Genomic DNA, 21,218 nt, shown 5'->3' on the forward strand with positions numbered 1-21,218 from the left:
AATGAAAAAGGCACCTGCCAGCGATTTCAAATCACAAAACAAGTGCCTGTTTAAAGTTCCATATTCTGTTGTTTCTGTGTCCGGGGCGGCTTCTGTTTCCCTGCCTGCTCCTGCCGGATGCGTTCCTGCCGCCCTTTCAGGCTCTCCTGTACGGATGGTTTCTTCCCCGGCTCGGCGGTCTGGCGGTACTGCTCGGATGGCAAAACCTGATTCAGCCAGTGGCGCACGTCACGCAGCACCTTCACATCTGCCTGAACCGCTTCCAGTTCCTTCTTTTGTCCAGGCAGGGCGGCGGCAAGCTGTTCCCGTTCCGCTTCCAAATCTTTGCGGGAGTAGGAATTGCCTTTCAGGTTGGCTTTCAAATACCGGATGGCGGCATTATAAGCGTCCAGTTCCTCCCGGTGGCTCTCCGCAAACTTCTCCTTTTTCTTCTTCCAGCCGATGGCGGCATACTCCGCATGGACTGGCTTGGCGGCTTCGTATTTGTCAATGTAGGAGAGCATGGTATTGATGGCTTTTATCCGCTTCTCGCTTTTTTTCATGCTCCCCATGACGGAAACAGCGGTCTGGCCGATTTCATCCAGCCGGGTGTCAAGGCTCTCCACGGTGGAGATTCCCTTTTTCCGCAGGAAGTCCATCGCCGCCTGCACTTTATTGTAATCGGCAACGGTTCCTTTCAGCTTCCCTCTGGAAGTCCAGTCGGCACGTTCCCCACTCCGCTGTTCCAGATACCGGAATAACAGTTCCGGGAGTGTCGGCTCCTTCGCCTGCTCCAATGCTTCCAGTAATACAGCCTTTTTCTCTTTTAAGTCAGACAGCCATCCCTTTAGGCTCCGTACCATCTGCCGGATGGACTGCATGAGCCGGTTGGCGGTTTTGATGTCCCGGTTCAGATTGCCGATGTTGGTCTGGATTCCTTTCTTCTCCATCTGGCAGGCGGCCGCTCCCATGTGGACGGTAGGGATTTGGTCAATCCCCTGTCGGGCATAGGAGCGCAGGTCAAGCCGTTCCGGGCGGTCATTGGCTTCCAGATAGCGGTTGGCCGTGTCCGCCCATCCCTGCCGCCAGATTTCGGCGTACTTCCGGTTGTTCCAGTCTACTGTGTTCTCCTTATGGCTTTTCCATCTGCCGGACGCAAGCCGGATGCGCTCCCCGTTCTTGTCAAGGTCGTACACTTTACGGCTCTTGGGGAGCCATTTGCCTTTTTCGTCCATCGCCCGCATGGTGAGCAGGATATGGGCGTGTGGGTTGCCGTCCCCCTTGTCATGGATGGCAAAGTCGGCAATCATGCCTTTGGAAACAAAAAACTCCCGGCAGTAGTCACGGATAAGGTCGGCGTACTGTCCCGGCGGGATTTCCCTTGGGATGGCAAGCACGAATCTCCGGGCAAGCTGGGAGTTCCATTGTTTTTCCTGCGCTTCGGCTGAGTTCCATAAAGTATTGCGGTCTGCAAACTCCGGCGGCACATGGGGCGGGAGCATGATTTCTTTGTGGGTGACTTCGTTCTTGTAGGGATAGTATTTCTGTTCCTGGTCATATTCAGAGAACAGCTTCTCGCCGCTCTGGTAGGCGGCGGCAGAAACAGCGGATTCATTGTTGCTCCGCTTGATGATGGTGATTTTACAATGCGGGCATGGCAAGAGTACGTCCTCCTTTCTCCCGGATTCGGGGCAAAAAAATAGCAGGATACCTTTTCAGATTTCCTGCTTGGGTGTGCCGTTGATGGGCGGCGGGTTATTTAATTTTTTAATAGTTTGTCAATTCGACAAATTGAAATTGAATTTATAATTTCCCTGCAAATATCTCTGCATCAATAGTGATTTCTTTTGTTTTTTTTAAATCTATTCCATCTTTATTTACACAAAACAGTAGTGGAGTCATATCCGCAAAGGTTTTTATTTCCTCGGATGTCATTGTATACGTTGCTGAAACTTTCTTGTGATAAACAACGGAATACTTCTTTTGGAAATAATCTACGACAGCCGCATTAGAATATTGATTGCTTTTCAATTGTTCTTTTGCCGTCTCTCGAAGCTCCTTAAGATGAGCATTTCCCGGAATTACCTTAATTACATAACCGCCTTCTTTCAAAACTCTGTTAAATTCGGAATAGTTAGCAGGAGTAAAAATATCTAATATGCAATCTATCCTTTTGTCTTTTATGGGCATTTCTTCCAAATTTCCCACAAACCATTTGATAGAATTACTGAAATCACTTTTTGCTGCAAGCTGAACAGCATCTTTAGAAATATCAAATGCAATAATTTCTTTATCACCTGATACTTCTTTTATCTGCTTTGAATAATATCCTTCACCGCAGCCAATATCAAGTATTGTATCAATGCTGCTAAAGCTTTTTATAAGCTGCACCACTTCATTCAGGATATGTGAATAATAGCCTTTTTCTAAAACCTCCCGCCTACTTTGAAAAGTCTCTCTGCTATAATGTTTTGAAGATTTTGTTCCTACAGCAAAGTTCACATAACCCGTTTTTGAAATATCGAAACAATGATGATTAGAACAAAATAAACTTTTTTGTTTCAATTTTAAATCTGTTTTACATATAGGACATTGAAAAACTTTTTCACTGTCACTAAATCTAAGTATTTTATTCATTATTCCCTCCGTTATTAAATTACTTGCCCAATAAGCGAGCTATGCAATACGGATTCACCGCAACATAACCCGCGGTGTTATCTTAATCTCATATGCGCTGTCATATTCTCACCTCCAAACTCCGATTTGTCACCGGCTCCATTATACGCTATCTCATAAAAAAAGTATAGCCGAATTTCAGCAAACTTGTCAGATGGAAACAACTTGCAACGCAAGATAATTCCGGGCGGCAAGTCCACAAAGGGGTAGCTGGCGTAAGCCAGCGCAGGGGAAGGGTAACTTCCCCTGTGATGATTGGAGCAGATTGAAAATCTACGGAAATCATCTGCTGTCCGCAGGACGCCTCCGGCAGGGCGCAATGCACCACTTCCCGAAGTGGTGTATAATTGCGCCCTCTTCCAGAGGGGGATTTTCCGGCTTTCCGTTTTTCTGCTGTTTTTACCGTTCCTGCTGTCTGGGCTTTTTGTCAGGATAGAGCTTCCCGGCAACAACGGCGGCATGGCTCTTTATCTTGATTTCCCCCTCCTGTTCGCTGCGCTTTGCGTTCCGGTAGCCTTCATCGGAGAGGAAGAAACGGAACCGCTCCCCCTTAAAACCGACAAAGCATTGCTTCTGTACTTCCAGCGTAATCATGTGCCGGGTTTCTGGGTGGAACCGTTCTATCCCTGACAGGTCATGCCCCTGCAAAATCGGCTCCTGTGCCTTTGCCGCCGCAAGCCGCTGGCGGATGGAATTGTCACGCTCCGCAAGGAACCGGGCTTTTGTGGCGGCGACAAACTGGCTGCACTCCGGCTCCGGTATCTTTTCCAGTTTTCGGATGGCGTTCTCCACGATTGCCTTTGTCAGTAAGTCCTTTATCATCGGCACGATTTCTTTCATGCCCGCAAGGGTTTCCGCCTTGGTCGGTGCGGCATACTGATAGATAATGTCCAGCTCGCTTTTTGAAAATTTCATTCTGCGTCCTCCTTCCGGTTTTCGGTAAGAACCTGTGCCACAAGACGCTTCGTGTCGCCCCGGTGGAACAGTACCTTCAAGATGGTGTTTACCTGTTCGTCTGTCACGGATTCCGGGTGGGGGAGATGGCTTTCCAGCATTGCCCCTCTGGTGCAGAGCCGGTGCGTCCGTTCCTTCCGGTTCAGGGTCTTTATCTGGTGTTCCAGCATTTTCTCCTTATGCTGCGCCCGCCGCAGCCTTGCTTCGGTCTTTTCAATCTCCTGATTCAGTTTTTCCAGTTTCTCATTCATGGGCGGTGTCCTCCTTGGGGAGCAGGATATAGATGTGGCTGACCTCCCCGATTCCCTGACGGACACGCATAATCATCCCGGCCTGTTCCAGCTCGTTCAGGGAACGCTTGCAGGTCTGGGGGCTTCGGGAGAGTGCCGCCGCTATCTCCATGACGGGGAAGCGGATAAACAGAATCCCGTTGCTGTCCTCAGTTCCCCTTGTCAGGATTTCATCCAGCAGGCGGGCGTACATGACCTTTGCCGTGTTGCTGACCGGAAGCCGGAGCATTGCCTTTGGGAGCGGCATACAGGGCGGCAGGGGCGTGCTGGCTATCATAAATTCACAATTCATTAGGTGGTGTCCTCCTTTTGGCTCGTTTGGATTGGTAACGGGGGCAGTCGATAATAACAGCCCGGAAACTCTGCTTACACTCATGCTGGCATTTCCGGCAGAGTCCATTGTAGCTTCTGCGCCCCCGGTCGTTCAGGAAGAAAGCAAGCTCTTTCTTCCGCTTTTTTGACATTCTCGGCATAGTGCCTCCTTCATAGAAAAACCGCCCGATTCAGCGGTAACAGCCGGAATGGGCGGGTAGTGGTTTTTTGTGTAGCATTTCGGGGCGATTTTCAGGGGAAATACAGCCGTAGAGCCGCCCCAAAATCTCCCTTGGTATTACGGACAGGGCAGACTATGCCCCGTGAAATTGTTGTGTTTCGGTATCGTTTCGGTGTTCATTTTTGCCGGTTCCCTCTGCTGTCGTTCCTGCCCCCGTCTTTGGCGGCGTTTCGCTCCGCTTGGTACGCTCGTTCCGGTCAGGGTTCCTCCGTTTCCCTGCCGGAAGTCGTTGCGTTACATCGCCGGGGAGCATATCCCATACAGGCCGGTCATTCGATTGGAATAATCCATCGATGAACTGCCTATATCATAGGACATTTTTGTACCCTGTGCCGTATATCCACAAAGTAGGAATCACGCCTGAAATCCGAAAATTTCCACGATTGCGGAATGGATGTGGTATAATGGCTTTATTGCGGCAGGCTGGCCGCAAGGAAGGAGTGTTGCGCTTATGAAATCACGACTTACTATACAGGAACGTCTAAAAGATTTACGCAAGGAAAAAGACATAAATCTGGAAAAACTTGAAGAACTGACCGGCATTTCAAAATCTGCACTGGGCAGCTATGAAGCAAATGATTACAAGGAAATCAGCCACGGCAACCTTGTGACACTGGCAGATTTTTATGGGGTGTCTGTTGATTACCTTCTCTGTCGGACAGAAAATAGAAAACTCTCCAATGTATCATTAGCGGAACTACATTTGAGTGATGATATGGTGGAATTATTGAAAAGCGGAAACATCAACAACCGGCTTCTCTGTGAGATTGCTACCAATGATAAGTTTGTCCGGCTTATGACCGACACGGAGATTTACATAGACGGCCACGCAACCGCCCGTTTCCGTGACATAAACGAGTCCTTGGAAGAACAACGGCTTGCCCTTATCAATCAACACCGCCATGCGGAAGGGGATTTATATTCGGAAACACTACGGGCAGGACAGATCGGGGAAGAAGATTTTTTCTGCCACATCACACACAAAACTTGGGATTCCATCCTCCGTGACATCCGCAATGCCCATGAGCATGACACTGACAGCACACCGGATTCCTCGGCCGCGAAAAAAATGGCTCTGGAAATCCAGAGAGCCTTGTCAAGCCCCGGCGATTATCTGGCAAAAATGTGGAAGGTCATTTTAAGTATGCTCGGTATCGACTATGACAAACTGACGGATGACGAGCAGAAGGTCTTGAAAAAAGTGCTTGCAAAATCACCGGCAATCAAGAACAGCCCGCTGAATTTCCGGCGTAAGAGGAAATGAAAACAGCCGTTGTTGGAATTACTGTTCCTGCAACGGCTTGTTTTGTAAATCATATTCCATTTTAATTAGGTGGCTATCCAACAGACTAACTGTTTATTAGTCAAAATAAAATAAATCTTCGAACTTCTTATCTAAAGCAATGCACAAAATTAGTGCCAATTTAGCGGTCGGATTAAATTGTCCTGTTTCAATAGAACTGATTGTGTTTCGTGATACTCCTACCATTTCAGCTAATGCTGATTGAGAAAGTTTCTGTTCAGCCCTTATTTTCTTTAAATTATTTTTTAAAATTAAGTTATCATTCATTAAAATAGCCCCGCACAGAATTTATAAAAGAAATAAATCGATGCCAACAATAAAGCAATGCCACAAGCTACAGTATATTTCTTTCTTAATTTTATTCCTTCATATGTGAAACCTAACCCTGATGTACAGAATAAAATAGATATTATATCTGCCGGTGATTCCGTTCGCAATAGTTTAATGACCATTATAATTATGCCTAGAACAATAAGACCCCATTGTGAAAAAGCATCTCTTTTTACACGCACCTCTTTTTCACGTTCATCTCCATAAACATTTTCTTTTCTACTTTTTGATAAAATTTCATTTTTGTCCATTGATATATCCTCCTTTTTATTGCCAAGTATTGTTGGCATTATAAATATATCATTACCAAGTATACTTGTCAACAATTATTGCAAAGTTTTCTTTGCAATAATTGTAAAAAGAATTGAAAAGCCAGAGTGACCACCTATTCATCCAGCTGGTCACTCTACACCTATGTCAAATATAAATTAGTTCGTTCTTTATGATTTCCTCCGCACGGTTGCGAATATTGTTCATCCGGCCAACCCATTCAAGCTGATTCCGGGCTTTCAGTTCCTCGGTCACTCCCTCGGCGGCTTTCATCTGTTTGATGATTAAGTCCAGCCGTTCCTCCGCCTGCTCGTTCAGGTCAGCAAGGTATGTCCACAATTTCCCGGTCAGGATAAGGGAACTGTACCGTGCCGGGTGTTCCTGTTTGAGATATTCCCGGTGCAGCCGCCCATAGCGTCCGATGGGGCGGTTCTCCTCCGGCAGCTTCAAGTCCGGAATGTAGTAGTCGCCTACCAGAATATAGTCAATGCCGTTCTCTGTGATTCTTTCTTTCAGTTTTTCCATTGTCGTTCCCTCCTGTGGTGGAAGGCTCGTCACTGGCCAGCTCAATCACGTCCATAATGCCACAATCCAGCGTTTCGCAAATACGGGCAAGTGTGTCCATGCTGATATGTTTCCCTTCTTTTCCCATGTTGGCTATCATATTTGTGGTCAGGCCAGCGGCAAGCCTTAAATCCTCTTTCCTCATGTTGCGCTCTATCAGTGTGTGCCAGAGCGGTTTGTAACTGATGTGCATTTTTCTCCCTGCCTTTCTGCCCCGGATGGGCGTTTACACCCATTATATCAGGATTCTTGCTAACTCACAAATATTTCTTGACGATATCGCCGGTTCCGTCTGGATTGTGCTTTTCCTTTCCTCTTTTGATTACCTCTAATTAGCCATGACCTGCTTCATGCCCTGGGATTTTGCTTGTGTGCGATAAAGAAGCAATAGAAGTGTAAAAAATTTTGCCGTTCCTATCCGGCACTTGGCCATTGTGTCGGATAGGTCGGGCGGTTATTCAGGTAAGTCAATCTTGCCGACAAAGCTGTAATAAATCTCAATGTCCTGCCTGCGGGTGCCGTTCTCGTCGTAGCTGCACTCATGCACCACGATTTTCTCCACCATTTCCCGCAAGAGGGTGGGGGTCAGTTCTTCAAAGGCAAGGTGCTTGCGTACAATGCCCATGAATTTCTCGGCGTTGTCGGTGGCTGCCTGTGACTTGTCCAGTTCGGCTTGCAGGGCGGCGGCTCTCTTTTTTAGTTCCGCTTGCTCGGCTTCGTAGTCTGCCGACAGTTCCATGAAACGTTCGTCGCTGATTTTGCCGTTTACATTGTCCTCATACAGCCGCTTGATAATGCGGCTCACTTCGGCAATGCGCTCCTGCGCCAGTTCAAGCTGCTTGGTGGCTGCGGCGGTCTTTCTCTTGCCGCCGATCTCGTTCTGCTGGACAAGTAGCTTCACAAAGCGGCTCTCATGCTTGGCGGCGTATTCGGTCACTTGCCGGAGATTGGCGAGGACACCGGCGGTCAGTAGGTCGGTGCGGATAAAGTGCGCCGTACAGTCGCGGGTGCGTTTCTTGTAGCTGCCGCAGATGTAGCAGTCTTGCTTGCGGTCTTGATTCTGATACCGCTGCTGGTATAACACATGGCCGCAGTCGGCGCAGAATAGCATACCGGAGAACAGCCCCACTTCATCGTAGCGGTTCGGGCGTTTGCGCTGCTTGCGTAACTCCTGCACACGCTCCCATGTTTCTGTGTCGATCAGCGGCTCATGGTGGTTCTCAAAAATGACCTGCTTCTCGATGGGGTTCTCTACACTGTGCTTGACCTTGTAAGAGGGCTTTTCCGTCTTGAAGTTCACCAGACAGCCGGTGTACTCCCGGTTTTCAAGGATATGCACTACGGTGTTGGTTGCCCACTTGCACTCATAGCCGGGGTGATAACGGCGGGTGCTGCCCGTCCTACGGTATTCCAGCGTCCCCGGCGTGGGGATTTGCTGCTCCGTCAGCATACGGGCAATCTTGGTCGGGCCGTTCCCGGCAAGGCAAAGCTGGTAAATCTGCTGTACCACCGGGGCGGCTTCCTCGTCTATGATGAAGTTTTCGTCCTCGTCCATCACATAGCCGTAAACCGGCTTGCTGGTAACAGGCTTGCCGCTCATGCCTTTTGACCTTTTAACTGCCTTGATTTTCTTGCTCGTATCTCTCACCAGCCATTCGTTGAACAGATTTCGCAGCGGGGTAAAATCGTTGTCCATGCCGCCGTTTGCGCTGTCCACATTATCGTTGACAGCGATAAACCGCACGCCCTTTTGAGGGAACAGCATTTCCGTGTAAAACCCCACTTGCAGGTAGTTTCGCCCTAACCTTGACATATCCTTGACGATAACGGTTCCCACTTTCCCGGCTTCAATATCTGCAAGCATAGACTGAAAGCCCGGCCTTTGGAATAATGAGGTGTGATAGCGATAGCGGCAAAAAGCTAATAAAATCAATGGTTTTGCGGACAGCGGATAGACAGGGAATGTGTTAAAAACTGAATACGCACACAAACGGCGTTACCTTAACCCCTTTGGGGGAGAAAGTAACGCCGTTTTTTTATGCCCGCAGGAAAGGAGGTGCAGCCGGAATGTATTTCACAAAGGGCAAGCAGCGGGCGTTTGAATTGCTCATGCAGCAGAAGCCGGGATTTGACCGCTATCAATCCGGTTGTGCCGGAGATGATGAAGATTGCGGCACTTGCCGTTTCTACCGCCCCGGGTGGAAATATGAGTTTTGCGTTTTCAAAGAGTGTCCCTATTGCCCCGGCAAAAGGACGCGGAAAACGCACGCCAGCATGGACAAATAGACGGGCAAAAGCCCTTGTGCCATGCGGCTTTGCAGACGCGAAAACGGCAAAGGGCATATTGCAATACCAAAACAGCCGAAAACGGCTTTCTAATTGTCCACGCATACCAAGAGAGGAAGTGAGGAAATATGGCAGTTTTCAGAGTGGAGCGAAATACGGGATATACCGTTATGAGCAACCACCACTTGCGAAACAAGGAATTGTCCTTAAAGGCAAAGGGCTTGTTGTCGCAAATGCTTTCGCTGCCCGAAGATTGGGATTATACCCTTGCGGGCTTATCCCATATCAACCGGGAGAAGATCGACGCAATCCGCGAAGCGGTCAAAGAACTTGAAAAAGCCGGATATATCGTCCGCAGCCGGGAACGCGACGAGAAAGGACGTTTGCGCGGTGCGGATTATGTCATATACGAGCAGCCGCAGCCCAAAGAGCCGGAAGCAGCTACCAGCAGCGAACAGCCGCCTACATCGGATTTACCTACATTGGAAAATCCAACATTGGATAATCCAACGTTGGAAAAACCTACGTTGGAAAAACCTACGTTGGAAAATCCAACGCAATTAAATAAAGATATATCAAGTAAAGAACAATCAATTACTGATTTATCAAGTACCCATTCCATTCCTTTCCATTCCCTAAATCCCTTGCCTTATGAGCAGGACGAAGCGGCTACGCCGCCGGAAAGGAAAAGAACGGAAGCGAAAACAAACAGCGCAATAGAGATTTATCGGGAAATCATCAAAGACAACATCGACTATGACATTCTCATTCAAGACCCCAAAATGGATAAAGACCGTTTGGACGAGATTGTAGAAATCATGCTGGAAACCGTCTGCACAGCCCGAAAGACAATCCGTATCGCCGGGGACGACTACCCCGCCGAACTTGTCAAATCAAAGTTTATGAAGCTGAATAGCAGCCACGTTGAGTTTGTTTTGGACTGCATGAGGGAGAACACAACCAAAATCCGCAACATCAAGCAGTATCTAAAAGCGGTGCTGTTCAACGCACCGAGTACCATTGACAGCTACTATACCGCCCTTGTCAATCACGACTTTTACGGCAGCAAATGAGCATAGCCGCAGTTTACCGGGAAAGGAGTTGATACCTTGCAGGAGGAAGTAACCCAAAAAACGATTGCCCTATCCTAATTGCTATGCAGGGCGGCAATTTGGTAATGGGCTTCCGTCAATGGGAAAAGGAGTTTGACCGCCATGTAAAGAAAGGCGAGAAAGGCATTAAAATCTTTGCCCCCGCGCCCTACAAGGTGAAAAAGCTGGTTGATAAAATCGACCCCGAAACGAGAAAGCCCATGCTTGACCGCGAGGGAAAAGTGGTAAAGGAAGAAAAGGAAATCACCGTCCCCGCCTTTAAGGTTATAACCGTCTTTGATATTTCGCAGACCGAGGGCAAGGAGTTTCCCGACCTTTCCGTTAAACCGCTGCTTGCCGATGTGGAGCAGTACGAGGATTTTTTCGCCGCCCTTGAAAAAGCGTCCCCCGTCCCGATTGCATTTGAGCAGATCACAAACGGCGCAAATGGGTATTTCAGTTTGACCGACAAGCGTATTGCAATCAAAGAGGGCGTGAGTGAATTACAGGCGGTAAAGACCGCCATTCACGAAATCGCCCATGCGAAGCTGCACGACGTAGACTTAAACGCCCCGCCGGAGCAGCAAAACCGCGTTGACCGCCATACCTGCGAGGTAGAAGCGGAAAGCGTCGCTTATACGGTTTGCCAGCATTTCGGCCTTGATACTTCCGATTACTCTTTCGGCTATGTGGCTGGTTGGAGCAGCGGCAAGGAAATGACCGAGTTAAAAGCGTCCCTTGAAACAATACAGACCACCGCAAAGGAACTCATTACCGAGATTGAGGGGCATTTTACCGAGTTGCAGCAGCAGCGGCAAGCCGAGCAGGAGCAGGGCGATACCTTTTCCATTTATCAGTTAAAGCGCGGGGACGAAACAAGGGACTTGCGCTTTGAGCCTTATGACCGTCTGCAAGCGGCTGGACTTACCATTGACCGGGTAAATTATGAACTCGTCTATACTGCACCGCTTACAAAGGATATGACGCTGGGCGACATTTGGGAAAGGTTTAATATCGACCACCCCGCCGACTTTAAGGGGCATAGCCTTTCCGTTTCCGACATTGTTGTGCTTCATCAGAACGACGAGGACACCGCCCACTATGTAGACAGTATCGGTTTTCAGCAAGTGCCGGAGTTTTTGCAGGAGCAGCAGACCCCCGTATTTGACAAGCTGCCGCCCGAACAGCAGCAAGCCTTGTCCGACACCGTACAAGACACTTTGCAAATGCTGGTTGACGCAGACAAGCGGATTTATGGCGACGTTACGGGCAAGACCCTTGAAGCAATCGCGGCGCAAGGATATTCCTACAAGGACGGGCAGCTTGAAAAGCAGCAGCCGGAAGCGACCCCCGACAGCCTTTTGACGGGTGAAACCGTTAGAACGCCGAGGGGCAATTTTCATATTACCGATATGAGCCGTGAACAGATCGAAGCGGCGGGCTTTGGTTTTCATCATGCGTCGGAGGACGGGAAGTATCTCATTATGGGAAATGGCACACAGGCTTATGCCATAGCCGCCGAGCAGCCGCAGCGGGATAATCCCTTAAAGCACGTCGAGGACACCATAGAGCAGAACGACAACAATTTTGACGGGCTTATCAATAATACGCCGCAAACGCCCACCGTCGCGGATTTTGAGCAGCGGGCAAAGGCGGGGGAAGCGATTTCCGTTACCGACCTTGCAAAAGCGGTAAAAGCCGAGAAACGGGAACAGCCGCAGAAAAAACCGTCCATTTTGAAGAAGCTGGACGAATACAAGAAACAGGCGGCGCAGCAGCCGAAAGATAAACAGAAAGAGCATAAAAAGGATTTGGAGGTTTGATAGCATGAATACCCGCTTTACCATTGAGGAAGAAAACATTGTTGCGATCTACGCCGAGGACAGCCGGGAAACAACGCTTGAAAATATCCTTGCCGCCATGCCCTACATGGACGAGGATATGCGCCAGCTTGCCGCCGCAGCGGTGAACAAGCTGCAAGCCATGACGGACAGCGAGTTTTCCGAAAGGGAGTTTATCTTGACCGACGAGGAATAGCCCATAGAGAACAGGGGCGCGGTTGCCGATTTCCGGCACCGCGCCCCTGTTCTTTTTTTGTCCTTGCGTGGACAATTAGAAAGCCGTTTTTGCGGGTTTGAATATACTTTATCGTCTATGTCGTTTTCATGCGCTGGAAGCCGCAGAAACACAGGCGTTTTCAGCCCTTAACATTCCACTTGCCACCCCATGTTTTGCGCCTTATCGCTCCTGCTCCCGCGCCCTGCTTTGGGACGGGTAAAGAATACTATCGACGTTCTTTTTGACAACGCCGTATTCCTGCATTTGCTTCTTGGCTTGCCGATAATCTTCATACAATTTGGTTTTCCTGTCGTTTAAGCTTCTATACTCCTTGCGCAGCGCGGCGAGATCGGGCAGCTTCTTTATCTGCATTTCCTTTAATGCCCTTGCCGCAGCTTCAAACAGGATAATTTCGCTTTCATGTCCCCGCAGATACTTTTCCTTGTCCGGCGATTTTCGGTATTCATCGTAAATCGGTTTTAACTGTCGGTATGTGGTGGTGTGCTTGATAAGCAGCGACAAATCAGACATACGCTGTTCCACTTCCTTAACCGCCTTTGCCGCCGCGTCATGGGCGGTCATAATATCCGCGATTTTGCTTTCAAGTTCGCTGTAATACTCAATCTTATTTTCGGTTAGGAAGTTCATGCTTTTAGCAGCCTGTTTCAGATTATGGATTTTCGCCCACCGTTCATAGCCCGCCGACTGTTGGGCTTTGATACTGTTTTCAAGATCAACGACAAGCCGGATTTTTTTATCTTCCCGCAGCGTTTTTGTTTTGGCAACATACACGCCCTTGATACGCTCCTTTATCGCTTCTTCCGTATAGGCCGCGCCGAGCGTCTTTGTGCGGGTAAACCGTTCCTGTCCGGCGGCGCGGAAAGAAATGTATTTGCCCTGTTTGATTTCATATCCCATTTCCTGCAAGCGGCGCAGCAGTTCGTCAAAATCTTTCACTCGGGGAATGAGGTTATCTATCGCCGTTTTCAGCTTGGCTTTATAGCTTGTACCTTGCTTTTCGGCGGTATATTCCGCATAGCTTTTCCCTCTGTCCTGTCCCGGCACGACGACGGATAGCCCATGCTCTTTACATATCCTGTCGCTGGTGCGCCGGATATGGTAATAGCTTTGTTTGTTGGAATGGTACTTTTTGTAGTCAACGAAGCTGACCGAGTTAAAAATCAAGTGATTATGCAGATGGTCTTTATCGACGTGAGTTGTCAAAACAAACTCATACTTGCCGCCTAATACCGCCCCGGCAAGTTCCATGCCGATTTTGTGCGCTTCTTCCGGTGTGGTTTCTCCCACCGCAAAGGATTGTATCAAGTGCCGCCCTAAATGTGTGCCGCGATCTCCGGCAGCTTCCCGCGTCCATGCAAACTCAATATCGGCGGTTTCCAGCCCGCAGCCGAAAGAGGACGCAAGCAGCTTCCCGTCTGTCTTTTCGGGATTTAAGATATAGTCTATCGCAGCCTTTAAGGTTGATTTAATAGGGTGCGTCTTTGTAACCGCCATATCTCGTCCACCGCCTTTTTAATGTCCTCTATATCCTGCCTGTAAACCGTCCCCGTCGCATTGGCGCGTTTTGCAATTTGGTTGATGTTCCGGCTCACCGCTTGCAGTTCCCGGATATATGCTTTTGTGTCGCTTCGGTCAACGACAAGAATATACCCGTCTATCGCCATTTTACGGAAGTATGCCCCATACTGCTTTATGGGAAGCTGCTTCATCTTCTCGTCGATCAGCCGCTTTTCTTCTTCCGTAACGTAAAACTTCATCTGTATATTTCTCTTTCGGTTTTCCATTTCCGCACCGCCTTTCGGTATAAGGGTTTGGGATTATCCCAACAAGCATTTTCCGCAAACGGGTACTCGTTTGCTGTGCTTGCTATCTACTCCATACCCCCACCGAAAGGCGGTATTTGTTGCGCGTTCCTTTGATTTTGGACGCAAAAAAAGATTGCAGCCGCCATGCGCTGCAATCTCCCGATTTCTCATATTGTGAGGTTAATCCTCTGCTTTTTCGACTTCCGTTATCTCCCTTGCTGTTGCGGTTACAATCCGTATGCCTTTATCGCTCATACCGTCCAGCAGCGCGTCAAGCTGCCGCCGCCCGGTGGATTTCTCCGCATTGCTGTTCGGGAAGAAAAATTGATCTACCGAAATATGATACCGGGTTACAAGGTCATAGAATACCTGTAAACTCGGCTGTTGTCCCTTGTTCTCGATATTCGCAAGGTAGCGCGGGGAAATATATAACTCGTCGCTTACCTTTTTGCGGCTCTCGCCGTATTCATTTCTCGCGGCTTTTATAGCTGCCCCGAAAGCCTTAAAGTCGTACAATGGTACGGGTCTTTTTGCCATTTTCATTCACCCTGTTACATTTTACAGTTCACCTTTCTTTTTGGATATGTCCACACAATTCATATCATTAGGTTAAATACTTCCTGTTGTGTATTGACAGTAGACTGATTTTCTGATAAAATAAAATTTATGTAAAAGGAGGCGGCGTTTATGTTGCATAGCATGCGTATTAGATAAGCATTGAAAAAAAGGATTTTCCCATTTTCAACATGGGCTTTTTTGTCATGCTTATTTTGCGGATGCTATACAAAAAACTAACGACGTATAGATATAGTATAGACATAGTGCAAGCTATGCCTTAGTTTTGTTGTACTGCTCTGTGCATTATAAATGCAAGTCAATGCTCATGTTGAGGATTGACCTGGATTTTTTTGTGTAAAAAGGACGAGTGAAATATAATGCTTAAAAAATATTGGATAAAATGTCCGATTTGTAACGGAAAGACAAGAGTTCAAGTATTTCATAATACTGTATTAAAAGATTTTCCTCTTTTCTGCCCTAAATGCAAATTGACGCATATCATTGATGTAGAAAAATTAGAGATTGTAATCAAAAATACAGAAAAACAAACTTTTATTATTTAGAAGAAAGGATATAAAAATGAAACGTTTACCTAAATATACGCCTGCGGAAGTACGGAATGATCCATACGGATTTACTTACAAAGAAATGTCGGAAGTTATTGGCGAGAATGAAGCAAAAGCCTTATATGAAGAATTATATAAGCAATTACCACGCAAAAAAAATCTATCAATGTTGGTAAAAAATATTTGCAAAAGCAGTGATACTGAAAAGTATGTTTACGAACTGAAAGACAACAAATACATTGAAACGGTTTTTATCAAGCGGCGAGATGGTGGAACTGTTTGCGTGAGCACACGAGTCGGTTGTCCTGTTGGTTGTATTTTTTGTGAGTCCGGGCGAAATGGCTTTGTTCGTAATCTAACATCGTCAGAAATCGTACAACAGATTATATTGTTGCGTCGAAAAGTAAACCGTATCGTTTTTATGGGTATGGGAGAGCCTTTATTCAATTATGACAACTTGATAAAAGCAATCCATATTCTCCGAGATAGATATGGGCTCAACTTTCCAACCGACGGCATTACCATATCAACAGTTGGTCCGGTCGATCAATTAAAAAAATTGCGCGAGGAACATCTTAAAATTCAGTTGACAATATCTTTACACGCAGCAACACAATCTGCAAGAAATCGTATTATTCCTCACATGCGCATATATGCTATTGAAGATGTTGTTAAGCAAGCCTTATCCTATTCTGAAAGGCATAATCGCAAAATTGTCTTTGCGTATTTGCTTTTACCGGGTATAAATGACCGGCCCTCAGATGTAAGACAACTTGCAAAATGGTTTCGGGGCAAAAAAGTTATGATTAACGTGTTACAATACAACCCAACAAGCAATTCAAGAATTAAAGCACCACAGAAACGGGAAATAGTTGCATTCAAACATCAATTAGAGCAAGCAGGACTTGAAGTTACTATGAGAGTTTCTCATGGCAGAAAGATTAACGCGGCTTGTGGACAGTTAGCTAACACATATAATAAATTCAAAAAAAAATGATTAAAAGTGCCAGACGCATAGACGCAGAGCCGATAACGCATTACCCGATTGGTTACGGCAGATGTTGCCATCTCTGCAATACGAGACATACTCAAACTTATTGATTGTTCGCCCCTTTGCTCCATCACCATTACCGAGACTTCTTCGCTACTATGGGCTCTGCTGACTTCTCACAGTTCGTTGTTACTAGGCAAATGAAACCTCTGTGAGACCTCCACGCTTAAGGTGTGCGCTCTTTCTCTCCATATATCCGCCGCATTTACTCTGCTACTACAAATGTGGTAGTTATTAGACTTCGTTGTTTTCAGCCAACTTATCTCTCGTAGCCTAGCCTTATATGCGATTTCTGTCCGTCGGACCAGAGATTTGCTTACAGCTTCCTTCAGATTCCACCTCACGGTGGACACCCTTGCTGTTCGGCTATACATTTCCCACTACCTGGGCATGTTCGGGACTTGCACCCATTAGAGCGCGCCCATGGCGCGCAAACTGAAAAAAGCCGCCTGTGTTCGGCGGCTGCGTCCTCGCGCTGCTTAAACTGCTGCGGCGCGGCGGTATTCAGTTGTCATTTTTGTAAGGGTTGATACGCTGCGGCTTCCTGCCACGCTCCAAGTAGGGGCGCGTACCATATAGCCCGTGTTTACAGTTCGGATAGATTACCACCTCCCTTTACGGTGCTGCGTCCTCCTGTACGTCGATTTCGTAGTAGTCAAATACTTCGTCCGGCTTTACGATAGCGGGGCGGCGTTTGATATGCTTTTCCATGTCAAAGGCGTTTTTCGGGTCTGCGTCGGACAGGTACTTGTATTTCGGGTGCTTCGTGATGTCGTACTTATCAGAGAAGAACGGGCGCACACCTCTAAGCTGCAAGATACATTTCCCGCCGTCCATGACCGCGATTTCGTCCTGCGTCATAAGCTCTTTGCCTAACTTCTGATAGTTCAGCCCATGCGAAAGCTCCCGCCCTCTGGTTTCGGAAGTGTTGAAGCTGTCAATCGTTTCTTTGCCTAAGATTTCCGATATTTCTTTGAGCGTCGTTTTTTCCTTGCCGCCCAAGAAAAGGGTCGTGTCGCAGTTGCCGACTATGGTATCGGCGTTGTCCTTGTAGATTGCCTTTAGCTGCGACTGTGATTGCAAAATAATAGAAGCCGATATTTCGCGGCTTCGTATGGTCGCTATGAGCTTTTCAAACTTCGGGATTTGACCGATATTCGCAAATTCATCTAACAGGCAGCGCACATGAACAGGCAGCCGCCCGCCGTAAACATCGTCGGCTTTGTCGCATAACAAGTTGAAAAGCTGCGTGTAGAGAATGGAAACAACAAAATTGAAAGTGTCGTCGGTGTCGGAGATGATAACGAACAATGCCGTTTTTCTATCTCCCAAAGTGTCAAGCTCCATTTCGTCGGTTTCCATGAGTTCGCGCAGTTCCCGTATGTCAAAGGGGGCTAACCTTGCGCCGCAGGAAATAAGGATTGACTTTGCCGTTTTGCCTGCCGCAAGTTTGTACTTCTTGTACTGCTTGACCGCAAAATGTTCCGGGTCTTTTTCTTCCAGACGTTCAAACATGAGGTCTACCGGTGATGTTGTATAAATAAAGTTGACACCTTCTTCATCTGTGCAAGCAGCGTTTTCATAGCCTTTTGAAGTGTCTGCGCGGTCAGCTTCCCGGTCTTGATGTAAAGGGCTATGGTCTTTTCGTTGATTTCATCTTGCATTTACCGTCCTCCTTTCGCGGTAGTCTGATAGTGTTAGGGTGGTACGCCGCTGCGGTAGCCGCCCATAAGCTTTAGATACGGACGCGCAAGCCGTTCAAATCCTCGGCGCGGATACCCACAAGGTACCATTCCTGCGCCGCGCTCATTTCAATGCGGGTCGGCTTCCATTTGCCGCCTGTGAATACGTCGAAACACTCTCCGCAATGCAAGCCGCCGTAATAGTCGGCAATGTCAAAGCGAATGTCGTAGCGGTCGGTCTGTTCGTCAAAAATCAAAGCTCCTGTTTTCTGTGCCATGTGGTAATCCTCCTTTAGATTTTGCCTGTCGCCATGTCGTGAGCGACAAGGGCGGTATAGTAGCTGTCAATGGTATTCGGCGCATTGAACAGCACCGCTTTAAGGTACTGTTTGATGTTGCGGATTTTGGTGGTATTCTCTTTCATGCAGTCAAAGACAAATTCAATGTGACTGCTGTTGAGCTTCATAAACTTTGCCTTGACAAGCTCTGCCGGGTAATCGTCCCCGGCGATACGGATTGTCTTTCTCTTGCTGCATACCGTTTCAAGGATAATCGAAACAATTTCGTCCAGACGGTCTTTGTCTACCTGCCCGTAGCGTACAAAATGGTCGTACTCGATATTGTCCTTGATGATTTCCTCATAAACGCTGTATGCGTCTGTCGCTTCCTTTCGTTTCCGTTCCGGCGGCTCTGCCGCTTCCCCGTCGTAAGGCAAGGGATTTAGGGAATGGATAGGAATGGAATCGGTACTTGATAAATCTATATTTGATTTTTCTTTTTTGGGTAAGTTAGTCTTTTGTATATCTTTATTTAATTGCGTTGGATTTTCCAACGTAGGTTTTTTCTGCGTAGGTTTTTCCAACGTTGGATTATCCAATGTTGGATTTTCCAATGTAGGTAAATCCGATACAGGCGGGGTCTGCGGCTGCTCAAAAATCACATAATCTGCGCCGCGCAAGCGTCCTTTCTCGTCGCGTTCCCTTGAACGCACGATATACCCGGCGCGTTCCAGTTCCTTAACGGCTTCCCGGATAGCGTCGATTTTCTCCCGGTTGATAAAGGACAGCCCCGCAAGGGTATAGTCCCAATCCTCCGGCAAGGACAGCATTTGCGATAGCAGCCCCTTTGCCTTTAGGGATAGCTCTTTGTTCCGTAGGTGGTGGTTGCTCATAACCGTATAGCCCTTGTTGCGCTCCACTCTGAAAACTGCCATAGCTTCATCACTCCTTTGCTGCATACCTGTTACGCAATAGAAACGCGATTTTGAGGGTTTAGGTATCAATCCCTTATCCGCTGAAAACCGCGTCCGCAAAGCCGCGTAAATCAAGGGCTTTTCCATGCCTACTGCGTAACAAAGGGCATGAAAAAAGCGGCGTTCCTGTTCTTCCTTGTGGGAAGTGAGAAACGCCGCCTGTGCGGTGCGTTATTCTGCTTCTTCGGCTATGAGGTCTTGTATGACTTCGCCAAAGTCTGCCGTAAAGGAAAAAATGAAGTATTCCAAAACGGCGGGGTCTGCGTCCATAGGCTCGGCTTCCTCGGAAAAGGGCAAGCCCATAAGCCCATAGAGCATTTTTATGATTTTGAACAGCTTCCCCCGGTCGGCGGGGGTGTTCATGGTAACAAGTACGTCGGTCAAGCGGTTTACGGTTTCCATGTCGCCGCCTGTCGTTACCCATACCATTTCTGCGAATGGCTGCGTGATTGCTCCGGTTACAAGGTTTACCTTATCCTTGCTGATTTCGCCGGACGGGAGTATAATACCCTTGTCTAAAAGTACGTTTTTCATGTCGTCCTCCTATAATTTGTGGTGCCAAAATGGTGCCCGGTCTTACAAAATCATCTTATACGGAGATATGGCAAGATAAATGACGATATGCAGAAAACCTTGATTTTAAGCCATTTTCACAAGGTTTTATAAACACTTGCGCGGGCTTATAAGAAGATTTCCGTCTATCAAATCAATAAAAAAGAACGGAAGTATTTCAGCAAGGCAATATTTGGAAGAGCTTTTTACAATCACTTACATGGTTTGCTCTCAGTCAGAAAATCTTTGCAGAAAGCAACGCTTTCTGCCGTCCATCAGAGCAAATGGGGAGAAGCTTGCTTAAGAACCATTTGCAGATGGGCGGCATATAAGATTTTCGTCTGGTCCCTACCACGAGAGCGCTAAAAGCGAAGCGGCTGTGGCGAGTGGCAAAAACGCAAAGCATGTTAGGGATTGTTAAGCTCTGGAAACCTGATTGCCGGCTGAAATGATTCCGTTCTCATCGCTTGCATCTGTATTCCAGAAAACCCGCATTTAGGCTACCTAAGTAGAACAAAAAAGCCATACAAAACTACATTTTGCATGGCTTTTTTTCTATTCCTGTGATTTTAATAAATCTACAATTCCATCCACATAAATCTGATCCAATTCTTCGATTCTTCCCTCATCACATGCACTGGCAAGTGCCGGGTCGATCGGAAGTTTTGCCAGCACTGGCAACTGATATTGAGCACCGATTTCCTCGATATGGCTTTCTCCGAATACCTTGATCTGCTTGCCACAGTCCGGACAAGTCAGATAACTCATATTCTCTACCAATCCAAGAATTGGCACATTCATCATCTTCGCCATATTCACTGCTTTTTCCACAATCATTCCAACTAATTCCTGTGGAGATGCAACAATAATAATGCCATCCAGTGGCAATGACTGGAATACCGTTAATGGTACATCACCGGTTCCCGGAGGCATATCAACAAACATATAGTCAATATTCTGCCATAAAGTCTCACTCCAGAACTGTTTGATTACATTACCTAATACAGGTCCTCTCCATAATACTGGGGTTGTCTCATTGTCTAATAATAAGTTAATGGATACAACTTCAATTCCACGAGGTGTTGCTGCTGGAACGATCAATCCGTCTGCAGTTCCAAATAACTGTTCATGAAGTCCAAATCCCTTTGGAATAGACGGACCAGTAATATCTGCATCCAACACACCCACCTTATAGCCTGCACGATTCATTCCGCATGCCATTAAAGAAGTAGTCATGGACTTTCCAACGCCACCTTTTCCACTGACAACTCCGATTACTTTTTTTACACTGCTTCTTTCATGCAGATGAAAATGATTATCTCTTTCTGAACAATTCTCACCGCATGAGCTACAATCATGTGAACATGAACTCATTTT

24 protein-coding genes and 4 pseudogenes are annotated in these 21,218 nt (G+C 47.3%); 7 read left to right on the forward strand and 21 right to left on the reverse strand.

Translation table 11 applies throughout. The features are described 5' to 3' along the window. Positions 1-50: 50 nt before the first annotated feature. From mobQ to BHF69_RS08030, 6 genes are all read right to left on the reverse strand, one after another. Positions 51-1,640: a MobQ family relaxase gene (gene mobQ, locus BHF69_RS08000; protein ID WP_044478890.1), complete on the reverse strand. Its 1,590-nt coding sequence runs from the start codon at positions 1,638-1,640 to the stop codon at positions 51-53. 142 nt (positions 1,641-1,782) lie between these two features. Then, positions 1,783-2,616, reverse strand: coding sequence for a methyltransferase domain-containing protein (locus BHF69_RS08005; protein WP_083651163.1), 834 nt, complete (start codon positions 2,614-2,616; stop codon positions 1,783-1,785). A 438-nt stretch (positions 2,617-3,054) separates the two neighbouring features. Further along, positions 3,055-3,570: a DUF5720 family protein gene (locus tag BHF69_RS08015; RefSeq protein WP_002592691.1), complete on the reverse strand. Its 516-nt coding sequence runs from the start codon at positions 3,568-3,570 to the stop codon at positions 3,055-3,057. Further along, positions 3,567-3,860 carry a DUF3847 domain-containing protein gene (locus BHF69_RS08020; protein WP_002592692.1) on the reverse strand — a complete coding sequence of 98 codons (294 nt, stop codon included), beginning with the start codon at positions 3,858-3,860 and terminating at the stop codon, positions 3,567-3,569. The genes BHF69_RS08015 and BHF69_RS08020 overlap by 4 nt, the downstream gene beginning before the upstream one ends. Continuing rightward, the gene (locus BHF69_RS08025) at positions 3,853-4,191 is read right to left on the reverse strand and encodes a MarR family transcriptional regulator (protein WP_016307545.1); all 339 of its coding nucleotides are present in this window, start codon (positions 4,189-4,191) and stop codon (positions 3,853-3,855) included. The genes BHF69_RS08020 and BHF69_RS08025 overlap by 8 nt, the downstream gene beginning before the upstream one ends. Then, a complete protein-coding gene (locus tag BHF69_RS08030; protein ID WP_038292110.1) occupies positions 4,181-4,372 on the reverse strand; it encodes a hypothetical protein in 192 nt (63 codons plus the stop codon). Before BHF69_RS08030 ends, BHF69_RS08025 begins: the two co-directional genes overlap by 11 nt. A 531-nt stretch (positions 4,373-4,903) precedes the next feature. Between BHF69_RS08030 and BHF69_RS08035 the strand changes: the two genes are divergently transcribed. Next, positions 4,904-5,716, forward strand: a complete 813-nt coding sequence (locus tag BHF69_RS08035; protein WP_002592694.1) for a helix-turn-helix domain-containing protein — start codon at positions 4,904-4,906, stop codon at positions 5,714-5,716. A 96-nt stretch (positions 5,717-5,812) separates the two neighbouring features. Here BHF69_RS08035 and BHF69_RS08040 read toward each other — a convergent pair whose 3' ends face one another. The 6 genes and pseudogenes from BHF69_RS08040 to BHF69_RS08060 all read right to left on the reverse strand — a co-directional run bounded on the left by BHF69_RS08040 (position 5,813) and on the right by BHF69_RS08060 (position 8,867). After that, entirely contained in the window at positions 5,813-6,022 is a 210-nt protein-coding gene (locus BHF69_RS08040; RefSeq protein ID WP_002592695.1) for a helix-turn-helix transcriptional regulator, read from the reverse strand. After that, the gene (locus BHF69_RS08045; protein WP_002592696.1) at positions 6,022-6,336 is read right to left on the reverse strand and encodes a DUF6442 family protein; all 315 of its coding nucleotides are present in this window, start codon (positions 6,334-6,336) and stop codon (positions 6,022-6,024) included. The genes BHF69_RS08040 and BHF69_RS08045 overlap by 1 nt, the downstream gene beginning before the upstream one ends. Positions 6,337-6,502: 166 nt before the next feature. Then, on the reverse strand, positions 6,503-6,880 hold the full coding sequence (locus BHF69_RS08050) for a TnpV protein (protein WP_002592697.1): 378 nt from the start codon (positions 6,878-6,880) through the stop codon (positions 6,503-6,505). Beyond that, on the reverse strand, positions 6,840-7,112 hold the full coding sequence (locus tag BHF69_RS08055) for a helix-turn-helix domain-containing protein (RefSeq protein WP_002592698.1): 273 nt from the start codon (positions 7,110-7,112) through the stop codon (positions 6,840-6,842). Before BHF69_RS08055 ends, BHF69_RS08050 begins: the two co-directional genes overlap by 41 nt. Positions 7,113-7,253: 141 nt before the next feature. After that, a pseudogene (locus BHF69_RS14840) lies at positions 7,254-7,352 on the reverse strand (Maff2 family mobile element protein); the annotation flags it as partial. 21 nt (positions 7,353-7,373) lie between these two features. Further along, positions 7,374-8,867, reverse strand: coding sequence for a recombinase family protein (locus tag BHF69_RS08060; protein ID WP_442855856.1), 1,494 nt, complete (start codon positions 8,865-8,867; stop codon positions 7,374-7,376). A gap of 119 nt (positions 8,868-8,986) precedes the next feature. Between BHF69_RS08060 and BHF69_RS08065 the strand changes: the two genes are divergently transcribed. The 4 genes and pseudogenes from BHF69_RS08065 to BHF69_RS08080 all read left to right on the forward strand — a co-directional run bounded on the left by BHF69_RS08065 (position 8,987) and on the right by BHF69_RS08080 (position 12,333). Beyond that, positions 8,987-9,205 carry a hypothetical protein gene (locus tag BHF69_RS08065; RefSeq protein ID WP_002604486.1) on the forward strand — a complete coding sequence of 73 codons (219 nt, stop codon included), beginning with the start codon at positions 8,987-8,989 and terminating at the stop codon, positions 9,203-9,205. 128 nt (positions 9,206-9,333) lie between these two features. After that, complete coding sequence (locus tag BHF69_RS14440) at positions 9,334-10,278, forward strand: DUF6017 domain-containing protein (protein ID WP_055143522.1); 945 nt, start codon at positions 9,334-9,336, stop codon at positions 10,276-10,278. Positions 10,279-10,349: 71 nt separating this feature from the next. Further along, a pseudogene (locus tag BHF69_RS08075) lies at positions 10,350-12,119 on the forward strand (YodL domain-containing protein); the annotation flags it as partial. Between the two features lie 4 nt (positions 12,120-12,123). Further along, on the forward strand, positions 12,124-12,333 hold the full coding sequence (locus BHF69_RS08080; RefSeq protein WP_002584960.1) for a transposon-transfer assisting family protein: 210 nt from the start codon (positions 12,124-12,126) through the stop codon (positions 12,331-12,333). Between the two features lie 201 nt (positions 12,334-12,534). Here the strand turns inward: BHF69_RS08080 and BHF69_RS08085 are convergent, their stop codons facing one another. From BHF69_RS08085 to BHF69_RS08095, 3 genes are all read right to left on the reverse strand, one after another. Then, complete coding sequence (locus BHF69_RS08085) at positions 12,535-13,869, reverse strand: relaxase/mobilization nuclease domain-containing protein (RefSeq protein WP_055143071.1); 1,335 nt, start codon at positions 13,867-13,869, stop codon at positions 12,535-12,537. Continuing rightward, positions 13,830-14,159 carry a plasmid mobilization protein gene (locus BHF69_RS08090; protein ID WP_002584958.1) on the reverse strand — a complete coding sequence of 110 codons (330 nt, stop codon included), beginning with the start codon at positions 14,157-14,159 and terminating at the stop codon, positions 13,830-13,832. The genes BHF69_RS08085 and BHF69_RS08090 overlap by 40 nt, the downstream gene beginning before the upstream one ends. 201 nt (positions 14,160-14,360) lie before the next feature. Further along, positions 14,361-14,717: a helix-turn-helix transcriptional regulator gene (locus BHF69_RS08095; protein WP_002584957.1), complete on the reverse strand. Its 357-nt coding sequence runs from the start codon at positions 14,715-14,717 to the stop codon at positions 14,361-14,363. A 398-nt stretch (positions 14,718-15,115) separates the two neighbouring features. Here BHF69_RS08095 and BHF69_RS08100 point away from each other — a divergent pair, with 398 nt between their 5' ends. Then, positions 15,116-15,301, forward strand: coding sequence for a cysteine-rich KTR domain-containing protein (locus tag BHF69_RS08100; RefSeq protein WP_003431289.1), 186 nt, complete (start codon positions 15,116-15,118; stop codon positions 15,299-15,301). Positions 15,302-15,317: 16 nt separating this feature from the next. Beyond that, positions 15,318-16,301, forward strand: coding sequence for a 23S rRNA (adenine(2503)-C(2))-methyltransferase RlmN (rlmN, locus tag BHF69_RS08105; RefSeq protein ID WP_075670489.1), 984 nt, complete (start codon positions 15,318-15,320; stop codon positions 16,299-16,301). Positions 16,302-16,970: 669 nt separating this feature from the next. Here the strand turns inward: rlmN and BHF69_RS08115 are convergent. From BHF69_RS08115 to BHF69_RS08140, 6 genes and pseudogenes are all read right to left on the reverse strand, one after another. Further along, positions 16,971-17,885 (reverse strand): annotated as a pseudogene (locus tag BHF69_RS08115) (VirD4-like conjugal transfer protein, CD1115 family); the annotation flags it as partial. 23 nt (positions 17,886-17,908) lie between these two features. Continuing rightward, positions 17,909-18,019: pseudogene (locus BHF69_RS08120) on the reverse strand (PcfB family protein); the annotation flags it as partial. A gap of 71 nt (positions 18,020-18,090) precedes the next feature. Continuing rightward, positions 18,091-18,315: a DUF5348 domain-containing protein gene (locus tag BHF69_RS08125; RefSeq protein ID WP_002584988.1), complete on the reverse strand. Its 225-nt coding sequence runs from the start codon at positions 18,313-18,315 to the stop codon at positions 18,091-18,093. A 14-nt stretch (positions 18,316-18,329) separates the two neighbouring features. Then, positions 18,330-19,250: a DUF6017 domain-containing protein gene (locus BHF69_RS08130; RefSeq protein WP_002584989.1), complete on the reverse strand. Its 921-nt coding sequence runs from the start codon at positions 19,248-19,250 to the stop codon at positions 18,330-18,332. 210 nt (positions 19,251-19,460) lie between these two features. Continuing rightward, positions 19,461-19,823, reverse strand: coding sequence for a hypothetical protein (locus BHF69_RS08135; RefSeq protein ID WP_002584990.1), 363 nt, complete (start codon positions 19,821-19,823; stop codon positions 19,461-19,463). 573 nt (positions 19,824-20,396) lie between these two features. Continuing rightward, positions 20,397-21,215 carry an Mrp/NBP35 family ATP-binding protein gene (locus BHF69_RS08140; protein WP_075670495.1) on the reverse strand — a complete coding sequence of 273 codons (819 nt, stop codon included), beginning with the start codon at positions 21,213-21,215 and terminating at the stop codon, positions 20,397-20,399. Positions 21,216-21,218 lie beyond the last annotated feature (3 nt).

The sequence above is a fragment of the Anaerostipes sp. 992a genome (assembly GCF_001940245.1).
Lineage (GTDB): Bacteria > Bacillota > Clostridia > Lachnospirales > Lachnospiraceae > Fimousia.